Source organism: Arthrobacter sp. YA7-1, from assembly GCF_025960325.1.
Taxonomy (GTDB): domain Bacteria; phylum Actinomycetota; class Actinomycetes; order Actinomycetales; family Micrococcaceae; genus Arthrobacter; species Arthrobacter bambusae_A.
Window position 1 is genome coordinate 26,315 of the sequence record NZ_CP110115.1, and the last position, 18,408, is coordinate 44,722.

At 65.8% G+C, this 18,408-nt stretch carries 11 protein-coding genes, 1 tRNA gene and 1 pseudogene; 5 read left to right on the forward strand and 8 right to left on the reverse strand.

The window, feature by feature from the left end:
- Nucleotides 1-30 precede the first annotated feature (30 nt).
- Nucleotides 31-2,997, forward strand: coding sequence for a Tn3 family transposase (locus tag OIT41_RS19955; protein ID WP_264638070.1), 2,967 nt, complete (start codon nucleotides 31-33; stop codon nucleotides 2,995-2,997).
- A gap of 14 nt (nucleotides 2,998-3,011) precedes the next feature.
- On the opposite strand, the pseudogene OIT41_RS19960 reads toward OIT41_RS19955, so the two are convergent.
- The 4 genes and pseudogenes from OIT41_RS19960 to OIT41_RS19975 all read right to left on the reverse strand — a co-directional run.
- Nucleotides 3,012-3,220, reverse strand: a pseudogene (locus OIT41_RS19960) (phosphomethylpyrimidine synthase ThiC); the annotation flags it as partial.
- A gap of 1 nt (nucleotide 3,221) precedes the next feature.
- Nucleotides 3,222-5,018, reverse strand: coding sequence for a selenocysteine-specific translation elongation factor (selB, locus tag OIT41_RS19965; protein WP_264638071.1), 1,797 nt, complete (start codon nucleotides 5,016-5,018; stop codon nucleotides 3,222-3,224).
- Between the two features lie 3 nt (nucleotides 5,019-5,021).
- Nucleotides 5,022-6,353, reverse strand: a complete 1,332-nt coding sequence (selA, locus tag OIT41_RS19970) for an L-seryl-tRNA(Sec) selenium transferase (protein ID WP_264638072.1) — start codon at nucleotides 6,351-6,353, stop codon at nucleotides 5,022-5,024.
- A gap of 35 nt (nucleotides 6,354-6,388) precedes the next feature.
- A tRNA-Sec gene (locus OIT41_RS19975) sits at nucleotides 6,389-6,483 on the reverse strand.
- A 44-nt stretch (nucleotides 6,484-6,527) separates the two neighbouring features.
- Between OIT41_RS19975 and selD the strand changes: the two genes are divergently transcribed.
- Nucleotides 6,528-7,553, forward strand: a complete 1,026-nt coding sequence (gene selD / locus OIT41_RS19980; RefSeq protein WP_264638073.1) for a selenide, water dikinase SelD — start codon at nucleotides 6,528-6,530, stop codon at nucleotides 7,551-7,553.
- 15 nt (nucleotides 7,554-7,568) lie between these two features.
- On the opposite strand, the gene nrfD is transcribed toward selD, so the two are convergent.
- From nrfD to fdh, 3 genes are all read right to left on the reverse strand, one after another.
- Entirely contained in the window at nucleotides 7,569-8,660 is a 1,092-nt protein-coding gene (gene nrfD, locus OIT41_RS19985) for an NrfD/PsrC family molybdoenzyme membrane anchor subunit (protein WP_264638074.1), read from the reverse strand.
- A complete protein-coding gene (locus OIT41_RS19990; protein ID WP_264638075.1) occupies nucleotides 8,657-9,667 on the reverse strand; it encodes a 4Fe-4S dicluster domain-containing protein in 1,011 nt (336 codons plus the stop codon). Before OIT41_RS19990 ends, nrfD begins: the two co-directional genes overlap by 4 nt.
- Nucleotides 9,668-9,762: 95 nt before the next feature.
- On the reverse strand, nucleotides 9,763-13,095 hold the full coding sequence (gene fdh, locus OIT41_RS19995; protein WP_264638076.1) for a formate dehydrogenase: 3,333 nt from the start codon (nucleotides 13,093-13,095) through the stop codon (nucleotides 9,763-9,765).
- Between the two features lie 940 nt (nucleotides 13,096-14,035).
- Between fdh and OIT41_RS20000 the strand changes: the two genes are divergently transcribed.
- Nucleotides 14,036-14,353 carry a DUF4193 domain-containing protein gene (locus OIT41_RS20000; RefSeq protein ID WP_264638077.1) on the forward strand — a complete coding sequence of 106 codons (318 nt, stop codon included), beginning with the start codon at nucleotides 14,036-14,038 and terminating at the stop codon, nucleotides 14,351-14,353.
- A 230-nt stretch (nucleotides 14,354-14,583) separates the two neighbouring features.
- Here the strand turns inward: OIT41_RS20000 and OIT41_RS20005 are convergent, their stop codons facing one another.
- Nucleotides 14,584-15,693: an ATP-binding protein gene (locus OIT41_RS20005; RefSeq protein WP_264638078.1), complete on the reverse strand. Its 1,110-nt coding sequence runs from the start codon at nucleotides 15,691-15,693 to the stop codon at nucleotides 14,584-14,586.
- 1,000 nt (nucleotides 15,694-16,693) lie between these two features.
- On the opposite strand from OIT41_RS20005, the gene OIT41_RS20010 reads away from it, so the two are divergent.
- Nucleotides 16,694-17,827 (forward strand): tyrosine-type recombinase/integrase, encoded by a 1,134-nt coding sequence (locus OIT41_RS20010; protein WP_264636462.1) that lies wholly within the window; start codon nucleotides 16,694-16,696, stop codon nucleotides 17,825-17,827.
- Complete coding sequence (locus OIT41_RS20015; RefSeq protein ID WP_264636463.1) at nucleotides 17,820-18,173, forward strand: helix-turn-helix domain-containing protein; 354 nt, start codon at nucleotides 17,820-17,822, stop codon at nucleotides 18,171-18,173. The genes OIT41_RS20010 and OIT41_RS20015 overlap by 8 nt, the downstream gene beginning before the upstream one ends.
- Nucleotides 18,174-18,408: the final 235 nt, after the last annotated feature.

Below are 18,408 nucleotides of genomic sequence, written 5' to 3' on the forward strand. Positions count from 1 at the left end.
ACGGCCGTTGAGTAGATAAGGACTTCTGAAATGGCTCTACGTTCCTTGCTCACGCCTGCGGAGCGTGACCAGATCCTGGCAATGCCCACTGGAACAGAGGACCTTGCAGCCCGTTACACGCTCAGTGACTCGGATATGTCGTTGATCCGGCAACGACGCGGAGAAGCGAACAGACTGGGCTTTGCCGTCCAGATGTCTCTGCTGCGACACCCGGGAATCGCGCTGGCCGAAGACACCCAAGTGCCCCCGGAAGTCGTTTCCTGGCTGGCATCCCATCTGGCCGTTTCGCCCGAGGCCTGGGGCGAGTATGGAACACGTGAGGAAACGCGGCAGGAACACGGAAGGGAGATCCGCGCGTACCTGGGCATGTCAGCGTTCGGAATTGCAGACTTCCGCCAGCTCATCGAGCACGTGAGCGACGTCGCTGCACAAACAGACAACGGCCTGCTCCTGGTCGAAAGCGCGAGAGATTTCCTGCAGGCAAAGAAGATCGCTCTGCCTGGGGTCAGGATCATTGAAAGAGCCTGCGCACAGGCCCTGACGCGGGCGAACCGGCGAATCTACGCCACGCTCTCCAGCCACCTCTCGGTAGAGCACCGGAAACGCCTGGATGGGTTGTTGCTCCGCCGCCCCGATAGTTCATTGACCGAAATCGGGTGGCTGCGGCAGGCGCCGCTGCGCCCGAACGCGCGTGCGATGCGCGAGCACATCGACCGGCTCACTACCTGGCGGGCCCTGGATCTTCCGTGGGCAGCGGCCCGGTTGGTTCACCGGAACAGGCTGCTAAAGCTTGCCCGTGAGGGTTCTTCCATGACCGCCGCCGATCTGTCCAAGTTTGAACCCGCGCGCCGGTGCGCGACTCTCTTTGCCATGGCCACCGAAAGCATGGCAACGGTCACCGACGAAATCATCGATCTGCACGACCGCATCATCGGCCGGCTCATCCGGACCGCGCAGAACAAGCAAAACCAGCACACCCTGGCGTCCCGCTCCACCGTGGCAGCCATGATGCGCATTCACTCCAGGCTCGGTGATGCCCTCTTCGCGGCCAAGGAAAATGGTGAAGATCCCTTCGCCGCGATTGAAACAGCTATCGGCTGGGAATCCCTGGCCGAAAGCGTCGCTCAGGCCAAGGAAATGACCCGGCCGGCCTTCGACGATCACCTCGCACTCGTCAGCGCCCACTTCACCACGCTGCGCCGCTACACGCCGGCGTTTCTTGCCGTTCTTGATCTCCACGCCGCGCCCGCAGCGCAGGACCTGCTGGCCGCGATCAACGTCATCCGCGCCCTGAACACCTCTGGCGCCAGAAGGATCCCCGACGATGCGCCGGTCTCGTTCATCCGGCCCCGGTGGAAGCCGCTGGTCTCCACCGAGGCCGGCCTGGACCGGGGCTTCTACGAGTTCTGTGCCCTCACGGAACTCAGGAATGCGCTGCGGTCCGGAGACATGTGGGTCACCGGATCACGTCAGTTCCGCGATTTCGATGACTACCTTCTTGCCAGGGCTGACTTCACCGGTATGAAGGACGCCGGGAAGCTGCCGCTGGTTACGACCAATGGAAGCGCCCGATACCTCCAGGACCGGCTTGCCCTCCTTCAGGAGCGGCTGAAGGAAGTCAACGATCTCGCCGCCCGCGATGAACTCCCCGGGGTACTGGTCACCGATAAAGGGGTGAAAATCACCCCGCTCGAGACGATCGTCCCAGCGCATGCGCAACCACTGATCGACCAGGCCAGCGCCATGTTCCCGCGGATCCGGATCACCGACCTGCTGATGGAAGTGGATACATGGACCGGATTCACCCGCCACTTCACCAGCCTGAAATCCGGCCAGCCTTCCAAGGACAGGCAACTCCTGCTCACCGCTGTCCTTGCTGACGGAATCAACCTGGGACTGACCAAGATGGCCGAGTCGTGCACCGGCGTCACCTACGCCCAGCTGGACCGCCACCAGGCAGCGTACATCCGGGATGAAACATACAGCGCCGCGCTGGCGGAACTGGTGAACACCCAGCACCGTCACCCCTTCGCCGCGCAATGGGGCGACGGGACCACCTCGTCTTCTGACGGGCAGCGATTCCGGGCCGGCAGCAAAGCCGAATCCACCGGGCATGTGAACCCCAAATACGGTGCCGAGCCGGGCCGGCTGATCTACACGCACGTCTCGGACCAGTACTCGCCCTTCCACAGTAAACTCGTCAACGTTGGTGACCGGGACGCGACCTACGTCCTGGACGGGCTGCTCTATCACGAGTCCGACCTGGCGATCCAGGAGCACTACACCGACACGGCCGGATTCACCGACCATCTCTTCGCCCTCATGCACCTGCTCGGCTACCGGTTCGCGCCACGGATCCGCAACATCGGCGACACCCGCCTCTACACACCCACCAACGATCCAGGACTCTCTGGCTTGGCGCCGCTGATCGGCGGGACGATCAACACGACAACGATTGGCCTGCACTGGGACGAGATCCTACGCCTTGCAACGTCCATCAAAACCGGCACCGTGACTGCCTCTTTGATGATGCGAAAGCTCGGCGCCTACCCCCGCCAGAACGGGCTCGCCCTCGCCCTACGGGAACTGGGCAGAATGGAACGGACCCTCTTCCTTCTGGACTGGCTCCAGGACCCCAGCCTGCGCCGCAAAGTCACCGCCGGCCTGAACAAGGGCGAGGCCCGGAACACCCTCGCCCGGGCCGTGTTTTTCAACCGGCTCGGCGAAATCCGTGACCGCTCCTTCGAGCAGCAGCGCTACCGCGCCAGCGGGCTGAACCTTCTCACCGCAGCCATCGTTCTCTGGAACACCGTCTACCTCGACCGCACCGTCTCCACCCTGACCAGCAACGGCAGTGACATCGACCCGGACCTCCTGCGGTTCCTCTCACCCCTGGGCTGGGAACACATCAACCTCACCGGCAACTACACCTGGCCGCGCGCCAACCACATCAAACCCGGCAAATACAGGCCACTACGTCGCTCGGCAAAACCTTAGCGTCGGATATTTCACTTTTTCACAAGCCTCCCCGGGATGTGCCCGGGTCCTTCGACCATGACCTGCACGTCGTAAGTCCAGGCCCGTTTGGTCAGTTCGGCAAGGGTGTCTCGTCGAAGTGAGTGTAGCGGAAGCTCTCCTGGTGGTGCGCGAGGCACCAGCCTGCCATGATGGACCCGCCGCGGAAGATGATGCCGGTGACCCGGTTTGCGGGCAGCGGCACGTCAGCGCACCACCGTGCGGTGGCCGGCATCCAGGCGCCGGGTCCAGCCGCGTGAGTCGAGATATTCGAGCAGCGGTACCGCGACCCGTCGTGTTGTGCCGAGGGCCTGGCGTGCCTGACTGGTGGTGAAGGGCTGCTCCAAGCGGGCCAGCTCACGCATGGCCATAGCGGGCGCTGTCGGCAGTAGCACCACCCCGCCGCCCAACCGCAGCAAGCGCCCTGTGCGCTCTGCGGCAGCCAGCTCCCGGACTCCCAAGCCCAGCGCTGCCATCTCGTCGGCTTCCGGGGCATGAAACGCGTCTGCGGTAAACCGGCGCTCCAGCTCGGCCACCGCCGTCCCGACGGCGCCAATCATGCCCTGGCTGCCTGGCAGACGGACGTGTCCGCCGTCAGCTTCCAGCTGTGCGCCGTCGATGACGTGGCGCAGCAACCTTTCATCGGGCAGGGCGAGCAGGCCTGCGGCCGCCCCCATCGACAGCCCGGGAGCCAGCGGGTCCCGCTGCTGCAGCTCCTCGACGGCGGCACGCAAACGCTGCTGCCAGGCCTCGAGGACGGGAGCGTGCACCCACCATTCACCCAGCACCCGGAGGCCCGGCAGCGGGTCCGGGTCCTGGCCGGACAGCAGCCCGAGCCGGTTCAGATGGTCGGCCTGGACCGCCCCGCGGGCTGCCACTTCTCCCAGCAGATCACCGGCGGGATCCATACCAGCGAGCCGATGCGCCCAGTTGGCGCCGTCGCCGCGCCGCAGGAGCGGTGGCGGGTCGGCGTCGAGGATGCGGGCGCCGCCCAGCACGGAGTGCCGCCCCGGGTCACGCAGCACCAGGCGGTCGCCGAGGACCAAAGGCAGGCGCCTGTCGAGGACCAGCCGGGCGTGGTCCGCGCCGAATGGCCGAAGCCTGGCCGGCACCGAAGCGGTTCCCACATGCACCATGAGTTGCTCCGGCACGTCCGTATAGGCCACGCCTGAGCTGCGGTGAATGCCGAGGACGCCGGTGGAAGGCCACGCGTCCGGGGTCACCAGGGCATCACCCCGGCGGATCTCGGCGGCGGGGACGTCCCGAAGGTTCAACGCCACCCGGCTGACCGGCTCCACCGAGTCGCGGGCTGTGTCGCAGCTCTGCAGGCCGCGGATAACCACCGGCCGGGAATTGTCGTGGCCGATAAGCTCCATCCGGTCTCCCCGGGCGAGCGTTCCGGCCGCCAGCGTCCCGGTGACCACCGTTCCCGACCCTGTGATGGTGAAGGACCGGTCCACCCACAACCGGACGCGCCCGGTGGTGATGGGTGCAGGGACCCGGGCCAGGACGTCGTCGAGGGCGGCGCGCAGCTCGGGCAGGCCGGTTCCGTCGATGGCCGACACGGCGACGGCCGGAGCGGCCCGCAGCCCCGTTCCGGCCAGCTCTGCGCGGGTTCTGGCGAGTACGTCCGCGAGCCGCTGCTCCGAGGCCCGGTCCGCCCGGCTCAACACGACCACACCGTGCTCGATGCCGAGGGCGAGGACGGCGTCGCGGTGATCGCTGGACTGCGCCTGCCACCCCTCGTCCGCGGCGACGACGAAGCAGACGACGGGCGCCGGACCGATTCCCGCCAGCATGTTGCCGAGGAAGCGTTCGTGGCCGGGGACGTCAACGAAAGCTACGTCCTGTCCGGAGGGCAAGGTAGTCCAGGCATAGCCGAGGTCGATGGTCAAGCCGCGGCGCCGTTCCTCCTCCCACCGGTCCGGCTCCATGCCGGTCAGGGCGCGGACCAGGGTGCTTTTGCCGGAATCGACGTGCCCGGCTGTGGCGATGACGTGCACTGTTCAGCCCGCCCTGCCCGCATCGGCAACCGTCAGGGCTGCCCGGGCCTGCCGTACAGCGTGGAGAATCCGTTCATCGTCCGCAGCGGGCACGCAGCGCAAGTCGATGAGGCAGGCACCGTCGTGGACGCGCGGCAGCACGGCCGGATCGCCCGTGCGCAAAGGGCGGGCGAGGCGTTCCGGGAGCCGCAGTGCCCACCCTGGCAAAGGAACTCCGGGGGCGCCGCCGCCACCCACCCGGCCGTCATGGGCCACCACGGGCACGTAGAGGGCCTCGGCAAGCGTGTCGGTGCGCCGCCGCAATTCGTCGGCGTCGGCGTGCAGGGTCTGGAGGACCGGAGGTGGTCCCCCGGCAAGCGTCGCCTCCAGTGCGGCGAGGGCAAGTTTGTCGGCGCGGACCGCACGTGCCAGCGGGTGGCGGGCCAACCGCGCGATTATTTCCTTGCTGCCCAGCAACAAGCCCGCCTGGGGGCCGCCCAGCAGCTTGTCACCGCTGGCGATGACGACGTCGGCCCCGCCTACCAGCGCGGAGGTTACATCCGGTTCGTCAGGCAGGAGGGGGTCCGGTGCCAGCAGCCCGCTGCCGAGGTCGGCCACGAGCGGGACGCCGTGGGACACGGTCAGGGGGCTCAGTTCGTGCAGCGGCACGGCCGACGTGAAGCCGTCGACCCGGAAGTTGCTCGGGTGGACCTTGAGCACACACCCGGTTTGCGGTCCCAACGCGCCAGCGTAGTCGTGCAGGTGGGTGCGGTTGGTCGTGCCGACCTCGCGGAGCGTCGCGCCGGTCGATTCGATCAGGTCGGTCAACCGGAAGCCGGCACCGATCTCGACCAGTTCGCCGCGGCTGATGACTACCTCCCGGCCGGAGGCTAAGGCGGTCGTGGCCAGGACCAGTGCGGCCGCGCCGTTGTTGACCACCAGCGCGTCCTCGGCGGCGGGGCAGGCGGCGAGCAGTGCGGCCCGGGCGCCGGCTCCCCTGCGTGAGCGGGTCCCGTCGACGAGGTCCAGCTCCAAGTCGACGTAGCCGCTGGCGGTGACAAGGGCGTCCACCGCGGCATCGGAGAGCGGAGCCCGCCCAAGGTTGGTATGGACAACGACGCCGGTGGCGTTCAGGACCGCGTGCAGCGTTGTGGCCCGCCGTGCGGACAGGGCAGCCGCCAGTGCCTGCTCGACCAGCCCGGGCGGAAGCTCACCGCGCCGCGCCCGCTCCTGCGCCTGCCTGACGAGGTCGCGGATGACCCGCTCACTGAGCCGGGTCCTGGACTCGCGGACGGCTGGCAGCGCCAGGAGATCATTGGTCCGGGGAATCAAGCGCCGGGGGTCAAAGTGGTCCACAGCCCTCCTCCGGTGCCGGCGGTCATGCTTGAAGTTGGCGGTGGCGGACGGGAATCGAACCCGCCAGGCCGAGATGCTCGGCCGCACCGGTTTTGAAGACCGGGGGGCCCACCAGGACCCGGACGCCACCGCGCATCAATATAGCAGGGTTGCCTTGGGAGGTACGCTAGGCGGGTGAATGAGGCTCAGACGTCAGTCCGGCAGCTCAGAGACGGCAGCGACGGGACATTTAGGCTTACCGACTTTGCCCACGGCGGGGGGTGCGCCTGCAAGATTCCTCCCGGCGAACTCGAAGATGCCGTCAGGGGCCTCATCGGCCAGCCCGGCCCGGAGGTGCTCGTGGGCCTTGACAGCGGCGACGACGCAGCCGCCGTTTTGGTGCGCGATGATCTGGCTGTCCTCACCACCGCCGACTTCTTCACTCCCGTCGTCAACGATGCGTTTGACTGGGGCCGCATTGCGGCGGCCAACGCCCTCTCGGACATCTACGCCATGGGCGGCCGGCCCGTCACGGCCATCAACCTTGTCGGCTGGCCGCGGGGGGTCCTGCCGATGGAGCTCATGACGGAGGTGCTCCGCGGCGGGCTGAGCGTGGCAACCCAGGCCGGGTGCCCGGTGCTGGGCGGCCACTCCATTGACGACCCGGAACCGAAGTACGGCATGGCGGTCACCGGCGTCGCCCCTCCGGACCGGCTGCTGCGCAACGACGCCGCCCGGCCCGGTCTGCCCATCACGCTGACCAAGCCGATCGGCGTCGGGCTCCTCAACAACCGCCACAAACAGACCGGCGAAGTCTTCGCCGAGGCGGTCGAGACGATGGCCAGCCTCAACCGCGACGCCTCCGACGCCGCGGTGGCCGCCGGCGTCAAGGCGGCAACCGACGTGACCGGCTTCGGCCTTCTGGGGCACCTTTTCAAGATGGTCCGCGCCTCGGAAGTGGGCGCCGTCATCGACTTCAGCGCGGTCCCCCTGGTCGACGGCGCCCGGGAGGCGCTGCGCGATGGCTTCGTCTCCGGCGGGACCCGGCGCAACCTCGACTGGGTCCGGCCCCACCTCAGCGCCACCGCCGGCATTACCGAGGACAATCTCTTGCTGCTGGCTGACGCCCAGACCTCCGGCGGCCTGCTGGTGGTCGGCGAGCTGCCCGGCTATCCCGTTATTGGCCACACCACGGCCGGCCGGGGCATCCAGATCCGCTAGGGCGGGGACGGCCGGTCAGCTGCCGGTAGTGATCGCGTCGCCGGTGATGCCGGCGGCACGGCGGGCCGCGAGCCGGTTCTTTTGCGGTTCGATGGTGTACCGGGGGTCCTTGGCCGAGGCGAGGCCGGCCTCGAACACCCCAAAGCGGGTCAGGGCCGACGCCGCCAACAAGGCCACCCCCGAAGCCGCCGCCACCACGCGGTTGCGTCCTGCCAGGAGTGTCCCCAGTCCCCCGGCCAGGGCAAGCCGCTCGCTCCATTTCAGCATGGCGCCGGCTTTGCCCTGATGCAGGGGCTCCGCTGCCACCGGATCCATCCGACGCTCCATCACCTTCATCGCAACCACATCGCCCACGACGCCGAGTACCGCGAGTTTCCGCGCGGGGGCGGCTTCGCGCACCGGTGTGGTGATCATGGCGAGACCGCCGGACGCGAGGCTGGCGGAGCTCACGAACACGAACGGCAGTTCCTCGTGGGCAGCGTGCCACGTCGGGGTCGCGGTGTCGCCGAGGAGCACTGCCGTGTAGGCCGCCAGCGGTCCGGCGAACAGCGCGGCCTCGAAGCCGGCCGGACCCTCGACCGCCCGCAGCACGGTCCGCAACGGACCCAGCGGCAACCGGTCACCGGTCATCCGGTCGATCTCCGCCACCGCGGCGACCCCGGTCCCGGCGCTGAAAGCGCTGAGAATCCATGACCCGACGCTCATCGGCGAGGTCACCTTGAACGTCCGCAGCATGTTCAGGAAACGTTCCGGCCTGCCGAGATCCTTTACCAGGGCAACCGCGCCGAGGCCCACCGCGGCCAGGGCACTCAACCGGGCATTCCGGCGCAGCACCGGCCGCCCCGTCAACTGGCCGCCGAGACCGAGCAGAGCCGACCCGCCCGCGACCCCGCCCAGGAACAGGTAGATGGCGACGTCGTCGCCCCAGGGAGCCGGTTTGACGACCGGACGGCCGTAGTACGAAGTGAACTCCGGCTCAGGCACCATCGGCATTTCCCGCGAGCCATCACTATTGTCACGGCGGCGGCCGGTGCCGCGTTTGCCGCCCGGCCGACGGCGCCGGGCGGGCTCTGCCGGCCGGAAACTATCGAACTCTGAAAGTGTCACTCCCGCCCTCCCAGGAAAGCCACCGCTGCGGCAACGGCCATGCCCGCTACCGCCAGGCCGGCCCGCTGGTACATCCTGGGCAGGTCGGCGGTGGGGACCCGCGGATCCGGTGGGAGTCCGTAAACCTCGGGCTCATCGAGCAGGAGGAAGACCGAGCCGGTTCCGCCGACGCCGTCGTTTTCGTTGGCACCGTAAAGCCGCGCCTCGGTCATGCCCTGCGCATGCAGGTCGGCGACGCGTTCCCGGGCCGCCTCCACCATGTCATCGTGGTCGCCGAACTTGATGGACGTCGTCGGGCAGGCCTTGGCGCAGGCGGGCGTCTCGTCGGCCACCAGACGGTCGTAGCAGAGGGTGCACTTCTGGGCGACGCCCGCGTTGGGAACGGCGGGGTGACCGGCGTGCTGGTCCTCCCGGCTGGTGGCGACCTTCACCGTGCCGTTGCTGCGCCGCTCGATCACGCCGAAGGGGCACCCGGCCACACAGGTTCCGCAGCCGTTGCAGACGTCGTCCTGGACCACCACGGTGCCGAACTCGGTGCGGAACAGCGCTCCGGTGGGGCAGACGTCGAGGCATCCGGCGTGGGTGCAGTGCTTGCAGACATCGGAGGACATCAGCCAGCGGAAGTCCGCCGTGTCCGGCGGGGTGGTATCCGCCCCCGCAAGGTCCGTCCCAGCAGCCCCTGCCGGGGCGGGAGGGCCGATGCGCGGCATGCCAAGGCTCACCAGCGCGCGGCCGGACTCCCGCGCCTCAACAATCCGCTCCTGGCCCTGTTCGATGAACGCTACATGCCGCCAGGTGCTGGCACCCAGTGCTCCGGTGTTGTCGTAGGAGGATCCGAGGAGTTCCAGGTTTCCGTCCTGCGGGTTGTGGTTCCACTCCTTGCAGGCGACCTCGCAGGCCTTGCAGCCGATGCAGATGGAAGTGTCGGTAAAAAACCCCTTGCGCGGATGGCTGTGCTCCCAGTGGGCATCGGCGGTGGGGTCGGTCGGTCCGGCCAGCTGGCCCATCTAGTCCTCCAACGTCGGGTCGGTGTCCGGAAAGCCGCCATCAGGCGCCGGCTGTCCGGGCGGGGCAAAGTGTGCCGCGGTCGGCGCAGCAGCGGTCACGGCGCCTCCCCGTCGGGGCGCGCATCCCTGCCCGAGCCGGGGTCGACTCCTTCCGCCTCAGGATCGGTCACCGCGCGGTTCCCGGTCTCGGGCGTCAGCTCGGCGCGCACCTGGTACTCCGCGACCAGGGCAAGCAACTCCGGACCGCGCGGCCGGCGGCCCGGGCGGATGTCACAGGAGGCGACTTTCGATTCCTGGATCTGGACGTTGGGGTCAAGGGTCACGCCCAGCAGGTCGTTGGCCGCGTCGCCGCTAACGACGGCGCTGCTCCCGACGCCCCAGTGGTAGGGCAGCCCGATCTGGTGCACGGTGTGGCCGCCGACTTTCAGCGGTGTCATCCGTTCCGTGACCAAGACCTTCGCCTCGATGGCGGAGCGGGCCGAAATGATGGTCGCCCACCCGTAGGGCTCCAGTCCGCGCTCGGCGGCCAGTTCAGGCGAGACCTCGCAGAACATTTCCGGCTGCAGCTCCGACAGGTACGGCAGCCAGCGGCTCATACCGCCCGCCGTATGGTGCTCGGTGAGCCGGTACGTGGTGAAAACGAACGGGTAGACGTCCGCTCCGGGGGTGCCGGCGCTTGGCGCGCTGAGATTGTCTTTCCGGGGATACGTCAGTCGGGCGGGATTCTGCTGCTGTGGGTAGAGCCCGTTGGCGACGGGTGATTCCTGGGCCTCGTAGTGGGTGGGCAAGGGCCCGTCCGTGAGTCCCTTGGGCGCGAACAGCCAGCCCTTGCCGTCGGCCTGCATGATGAACGGGTCGTCTCCGCTAAGGGCTGCCGGACCACCGAGCGAGGGGTCAGGCCTAGTGCCAGGCGCGAGGTTGAGCGGGAAGTCGGGCACGTCGTCGCCGATCCATTTGCCTTGTTCCTCATCCCACCAGATGTACTTCTTCCGCTCGCTCCACGGCTTGCCGGCCGGGTCGGCCGACGCCCGGTTGTAGAGGATCCGACGGTTGGCAGGCCAGGCCCAGCCCCATTCCGGGGCCGCGGGTCCCTGCGCATGGCCCGGTTTTCGGTTGGCGGCATGGTTGATGCCGTCGGCGTACACACCGGTGTAGATCCAGCAGCCCGCCGATGTGGAACCGTCGGCGCGCAGCTCGGTATACGCGGAGAGGGGCTTGCCGGCATCCGGGCCCGCTAGGTGGCGGCCGTTGATCTCCGCAAGCACCGCCTCGGGATCCGGATCGCCGTGTTCGTCGGTGGGATAGTCCCACGTCAGATCCAGCAGCGGACGGTCGCGCTCATCCTCGGAACCGGCCAGCTTCTCCCGGATCCTCTGGCCCAGTTCGAAGAAGAACTGCAGCTCGCTTTGGCACTCCCCGGGCGGTGCCACCGCCTGGTGCCGCCACTGCAGGAGCCGCTGCGTCTGCGTGAACGACCCGGCCTTCTCCACGTGGGTTGCTGCAGGCAGGAAGAACACCTCCGTCTCAATGTCCTCCGTGCGCAGTTCCCCGGACTCGATCTCCGGGCCGTCCTTCCACCAAGTGGCCGATTCGATCATGTTCAGGTCACGCACCACTAGCCACTTCAGATGCGACATGCCAAGCCGTTGCATCCGGCCGTTGGACGAGCCCACGGCAGGATTCTGCCCGAGCAGGAAGTATCCCTCCACCTCGTCCTCGAGCATGCTCATCACCGTCTCGTAGGTGCCGTGCGCTCCGGTCAGCCTCGGGAGGTAGTTATAGGCCCAGTCGTTCTCCGCGTTCGCGGCGTCACCCCACCACGCCTTCAGCAGGCTGATGGTGTAAGAATCGGCATCCGCCCAAAAGCCCTTCTGCTTCTTCGACGCGTTGGCGTCCAGGTACTCCTGCAGCGTGTCGTGGCGGCCGGCACTTGGCATTGGCAGGTAGCCGGGCAGCAGGTTGAACAGGGTCGGAATGTCCGTGGACCCCTGGATGCTGGCATGGCCGCGCAGGGCCATGATGCCGCCGCCGGGACGTCCCACGTTCCCCAGCAGCAGCTGCAGGATGGCCGCAGCCCGAATAAACTGCGCCCCCAGGGAATGCTGGGTCCAGCCAACGGCGTAGGCGAAACAGGTGGTCCGGTCGCGTCCGGAGTTTTCCGTGATGGTCTTGGCCAGGTATTCGAAGTCGGCGACGCTGATGCCGCACATGTCCCGGACCATTTCCCGGGTGTACCGCGCGTAGTGCCGCTTCACGATCTGGAAGACGGTCCGGGGGTCCTGAAGCGTGTCGTCCCGCTGCACTTCCGCATGCTCCAGGGGCGGACCGCCGCTGCCGAAGAGGTCGCCGGCAGCGCGGGCGCCGGCATCGGCGCCGTGTTCCGGTCCCGCAGGTTCACCAATGGTGCCGCCCTCTTCTTCCGCGTAGGACCACGACGACGGGTCGTAGGCGCCCGTTTTCGGGTCAAACCCGGAGAACAGGCCGCCCAGGTCCTCGGCGTCCCGGTAGTCCGCGTGCACCAGTGTGGCGGCGTTTGTGTACGCGCTGACGTACTCCTTGAACCAGAGGTCGTTGCCGATGACGTAGTTGATGAGGGCACCCAGCAGCACGACATCGGAACCGGCCCGCACGGGAATGTGCTTGTCAGCTACCGCCGAGGTCCGCGTAAACCTGGGGTCGATGTGGATGACCTTCGCACCGCGCGCCTTGGCCTCCGCCACCCACTGGTATCCCACGGGGTGGCATTCGGCCATGTTGGAACCCTGGATAACGATGCAGTCGGCGTTGGCCATGTCCTGCAGTGATTGCGTTGCACCACCGCGTCCAAACGAGGCTCCCAAACTGGGAACCGTAGAAGAGTGTCAAATACGGGCCTGGTTCTCGATCTGCACAGCCCCGGCTGCCGTGAAGAGCTTCTTGATCAGGTAGTTCTCTTCGTTGTCCAGGGTCGCCCCGCCCAAGGAAGCGATGCCCATGGTGCGCCGCAACAGGCGCCCCTTGTCGTCTTCCTGCTGCCAGGTCCGGCGGCGGGTCTCGATGAACCGGTCCGCCACCATGTCCACGGCGGTCGCCAGGTCCAGACGCTGCCACTCGGTGGAGCGCGGGGCACGGTACAAGACCTTCGTCTGCCGGCCCGGAGAATTGACCAGCTGCTCACTGGCGGAGCCCTTCGGGCACAACCGGCCGCGAGAGATGGGCGAATCAGGATCGCCTTCGATCTGGACGACTTTCTCGTCTTTGACGTAGACCCGCTGACCACACCCGACGGCGCAGTACGGGCACACACTCTGCACTACGCGGTCCGCGGTCGCCGTCCTCGGGACGATGGCCTGGGTCTTGGCCGAGGTGACCGACGGACCACGGCCCAGCAGGTCGCCCGTACTGAACTGCCGGACGACCGGCCACTGAAGAAAACTGCGCCGCGCCATGGCAGGAGCATATCCCAAACGAAGGACCCAGCGGCAGAGAACGCGAGAAACCTCCGCGGAGGCTGCAATGGCGATTTCTCCCCGCAGCGGCAGCATGGCTGTATCTTCAACTATTTCAGTCGAAGTAACAGGGCATCCCCGCAGGCACCAGCCACCGCCGGATCACCTCATCTTTTCGGACTACACAGACCCACTTTCCCCGAAAAGACAGGGATTCCCGGTTTAAACGGCCGACAGCACCCCGATCAGCATCAGTGGATCAAGGCTCAGCGGTACCCCGGTCGACGGCCGGCATCCTGAAATTCATCCGATTCTTCGGCCGTGGAACCGACGAGGGAATCGACACGTCAAGAGACCACGCCGCCAAGCTTCGGCCGGACAAAACGCCAGGTCCAGGGGGACGATAGGGCTGCGGAGGATCCCCGCCAGGGTCCCAATCACGCGGTGGATACCGCGGAGGATACGGCTTTTCCTGTTCGTTGCCGCAAGAGGGACGGCTGCCCCGGCCATCGTCCAGTTGGCGTGTCCGGCGCCGCCGAGAACACCCAGCGCGCCGGCAATGCCCACAGCGATAAGGTAGCGGACCGCGTGCACCCGCACGGCCCGGGCACTATCCGCCGTCATCGCCTCCGGCGCCGGGGCGGAGGACCAAATCCGGTTACGAACCCATCCTGAAACCCCGACCACGCCGGAAAAAGCTGCAGAGGCAGCGCAAATGCCTACCGCCAGCCAGAACGGGATCGTTGTCGGCACCGACGCGCACGCGCCGAGAGCGAAGATCGCATAGAACGGTCCGGAAAATAAGATTTGTGCTTGGCCGATAGTCGGCCCGCGCCGGACTAAGCCGATCTTCGACCAAGGGAACGAGTGCATCGAGGTGAACGTTTCGGTGTCGTCAGAGTGACGAGCTTCAACGACCGTAAGGAATGAGAACCACCAAGTGGCAACCGACTATGACGAAGTCCGTTCCGACGTCAGGGAATCCCAAGACCGTTCCCTGGAGGCTCTGCAGTCCGCCGCCGCCCCGGATGCCCGCAGCGTCGTCAGCGAACTCGACGAAGCTGATGCCCTCGATGAGGGCCTCACGCCAGGCGGAGAATTTATCTCCGAAGAGCTGGTCGTCCAAGTAGTTCCTCAAGCGGAAGACGAGTTCACCTGCTACTCCTGTTTCCTGGTTCGGCACCGGTCCCAACTCGCTCGTGAAAGCGACGGACACGCATACTGCATCGAGTGCGAGGGCGAAGACAGTCCCCTTTAAGGCCTGCGCGTGGTTGTGCTTGGGGGCACGCTCAGCTTTCCCAGCAAACCTCAAGGCGGCCCGGGGAAGATCTTCGTGGAGCTTCGGTCAACCGCTATTTGACCGGGGCTTCGCCCGTTCCGGGAGCCGGACGCTGGCGAAATACCGTCTTTCGTGGGTGCTTTCCCAATTTGCTCACTGTCGTGTCGGTAGTCCAGAGCGCTTTTGACCACGGGAGTATCCTTGCGGACTCAGGAGGCGGGGTTCTTGCGGAGGTACTCTCGCAGCCCAGGAATGGCGTAATTAACCTTTCCGTGCCCGGTTGATTCGATGAGTCCTGCATCGATGAGGCGGTTCCTGTATTTCGCAACCAGGGTTGGTCGGGAGCCGGTTCGGTGAATGATGTCCGCGGTCGTCGACGGCCCGTCATCGGTGGACATTGCATGGAGGAATTCGCGGTCCTTGGCTGAGGCGGTTGCGAGGGCTGCTTCGATGACGACGCGTTCGTTGCGCCGGATGCCGGCGGCGATCGCTCTGTCGACTGCGTCGGGGGAGAGCGGGCCGTTTTCCTTCTCAGCTTCACGCCAGAGGAAGTAGCCGATGAGTTGGATCAGGAAGGGGTAGCCGCCCGTGGCAGCTGCTGCCTTCTGGATCTGTTCTGGCGGGATACTGATGTCAGCGGCGGCGAACGTGCCGGTGTAGGACTTCTCGACGTCGCGCACGGCCGGGGCATGCAAGTCGATTTTGTCGGCCCTTCGAAGGAATGTCGCTACACCTTCGTTCAGCAGGTCTGATACCGCTGAGGGCAATCCCGCGAAGATCAACGCGATGGGCAGCCGATCCTGGATGAAGTGCTGAACGTTGGCAGCAAGCTGGGCAAGCTCGGCGCGGTCAGCTGCGTGAATCTCATCCACCGTGATCAGCAGGCCCGTGCCATGTTCGTTCAGGAGCGCCAGCAGAGCTTCTCCCAGTTCCCGCCAGTCGACCTGGCGTTCGGGTGTCAGCTGCGAGGTGATGCTGAAGCCGGCGATCGATAATCCTGTGATGCGGCGGCGCGATTCGGGCTGGTCGGACAGTTCCTGAGCCAATCTGCGCATCTTCTCCCCAATGCGGCCCATGAACGCAGTGGTGGCAGTCTCGGCGATGACGGCCCATCCGTGTTCGCGGGCAACGTCGTGGGCTGCGCCGAGCATTACGGTCTTGCCGATGCCTCGGGCGCCGGTGAAGATGGACAGCAAGCCTGGCGCGCCCGAGCCAAGTTCCAACCCGTACTCGAATTCGTCTAGGAGCCCGGAACGGCCGATGACTTCGGGTGGTGTGGCGCCGGCTGTGGGTCGAAACGGGTTGTCCGTGGTGGGCACGCTATTTCCTCCAAGAAACAAGTGAGCCGAGGTGAATTTGGTTAATTTGGGTACCAGGGTGAATTGGGTGAATAACCAACATACTAACCCACCTGTTTTTCTTTGGGTGTTGATGCGCGACACATTCGATCCGTTCCTCGGCGCAGAGAATCGCCATACCGGTTGTCCCCCGTGCACACCGCAGGAGGGATGTAGCGCTTGAGCCGCTGCCCGACGTCAGCAGAACCGCCCAGCGGCCAACCAGCTTGGAGGTGGTCAAATACTTGGCGTCAGGCATCCAGGGAGTAATTCGTCCCGCTCTCAGGGGTTCGAAAACGCTCGCCTCACGCGCCCGGGCACTGTGACCGTCTAAGACTGGGAACCGCCCCAGATCGAGGCTCAGGAACAAGTCAGTAGCACCGAGTGTCCGGTCTCAATTTAGTTGGCCACGCTGACATGGGAAAAGGCCAGATAAATTGAGACAGACCGGGTCGGATTCGTCTCAATTTAGTTGGCCATTCCGTATAGAACGCCGGCCACCTTGTCCCACAGGGGTGAGTTCCGGGGCGGCGGTATTGAGGCCCAGCGCCGCTGAGCGGCGTGCCGTGGCCGGCTGGCCATCTCCCGACCTCAGCGCACCAGCAGGATCCATGGTGGCCACATTAACTGAGACAAACCCCAGAAACCCGTACGTGGCCAAGTAAGTTGCGAAACTGGCCAACTAAATTGAGACAGGACACCGAGGCCTGGATCCTTAGGTGGCCAGATCGACTGAGATTCCGGTTTTAGTTGAAGATTCAACCAATATACTTTACATAAGGCAGGTTATCGGCTAAAAAGTAGGACGAGTTCAAACAGATGAGAGAACCCGTCCATATGCGTATTGCCTTGTTTTCGCAGGTCAGGCTTATCTTTGCAATGGGCACGTACGTAACGTGTTGTGCCGTGGCTTGTCCGTAGTCATGCGGACTAGCGGCGTAATCTCTCATTAGATGAGAGATTCTTGCGTAGAGTTTGGTCCGTGAATATTGAAGCCGGACGGATTCCGGCCTTTCTGACCAACGCGAATGTCGGGCTGCTGCGTGCTGAGGATCGCGTCTTTGAAGCGATGTTGGATGGCTGGCGTGCCCAACTGCTGGCCCGTGGCCTCTCGACGTCGTACATCAAGAGCTCATGCGGGACCGTTCAGCGCTTTCAGGAGCACGCGAACCAATATCCGTGGACCTGGTCGGCCCATCATGTGGATGAGTTCCTGGCCGACCGTCGCAGCTCCGACAAAGGTCTGGCGCTGTCGACGCTGCGTGCCAATTCCGGGGCCATCAGGGCGTTCTGCTCGTATCTGACCGACGGCCGCTACGGGTGGGCAGCCTTCTGCGAACGGGTGTTTGCGGACATCCCGGTGCAGGTCGTGTTCGAGTGGAACTCACCGCGCCACACCACCGACGATGCCATGCCTGCACGCCGCCGGGCGTTCACCAAGGCCGAACTCCAGACGTTCTTCGATGCCGCCGATGACCTGGTCGACACCGAATTCGCCAAGGGTTCAAAGCGCTGGCTTCCTGCGCTGCGAGACTCGACGGCGTTCAAGGTCGCCTATGCCTACGGGCTGAGGCGGCGCGAGCTGGCGATGCTCGAGTATGTCGATTTCGGGCCCAACCCTCACGTTGAGGCGTTCGGCCGGTTCGGAGCGGTCCAGGTGCGCTGGGCCAAGGGAACCAAGGGCTCAGGGCCCCGTCGCAGGACAGTACTGACGGTCCCCGAGTTCGACTGGGTGGTAGGGCTCCTGGAGTACTGGCTCTCCCCTGACGGCCGTAAACGTTTCCCAACGGCTGACCGGTCCGCCAGCCTGTGGCCCTCTGAACGCTCGGGTTCCACGGTTTACCGCAACTTCGACCGCTCCTTTCAACGCTTGCGGAAAAACGCCGGGCTCCCGGAGGAACTGACCCTGCACACGCTGCGGCACTCATACGTAACGCATCTGATCGAGGCCGGCTACGACCCTCTGTTCGTCCAGCAACAGGTCGGGCACAGCTACTCCTCCACCACAGCCCTCTATACTTCCGTGTCGGCGGACTTCAAACAGAAGACCATCCAAAAAATGATCGCCCAGCGGCTACGCGGTGGCGGCACTGACGAGGGGAACGGCCATGGCTGAACAGCGACGGATCGGCTACCGCTGGAACCTTCGGCAACTGATGGCCCACAGAAATCTCTGGAAAACCACGGAGCTTCTCCCCCTACTCAAAGCGCGTGGAATCAACCTCTCCAACGCCCAGGTCCACCGGCTCGTCACCGGAACACCCGAACGCATCCCTGCCCAGACCTTCGCGGCCCTCTGCGACATCCTGGAATGCACACCCAACGACCTGTTCGAACCCTACGTGCAGATGCGCGCCGCCAAGACCGCCAATGCACCCAAGAAGCCGGAAGACCTGGGGATCCATCCCGGTGCGCCGATTGCACGCCGGATCCGCCTCCTGCCACCGGAAGAAGATGCCTAAACCACGAAAAGCCAGCGACCCCGCAACATGGCCCGAAGCATGCGGGCGCTGCGCCGAACACCATCAAATCGCGGTCCGCTGGCCAGACGGCGGAATCTGCGTCTATTGCTACCAGCAGGCCAAAAGAACGCGCGGCACTTGTGCCTGCGGCCACGAGGGCGTCCTGCCTGGCCGCGTCGAAACTATGCCGGCGTGCCGAAAGTGCTCCGGGGTCAGTCTCAACGTTGACTGCATC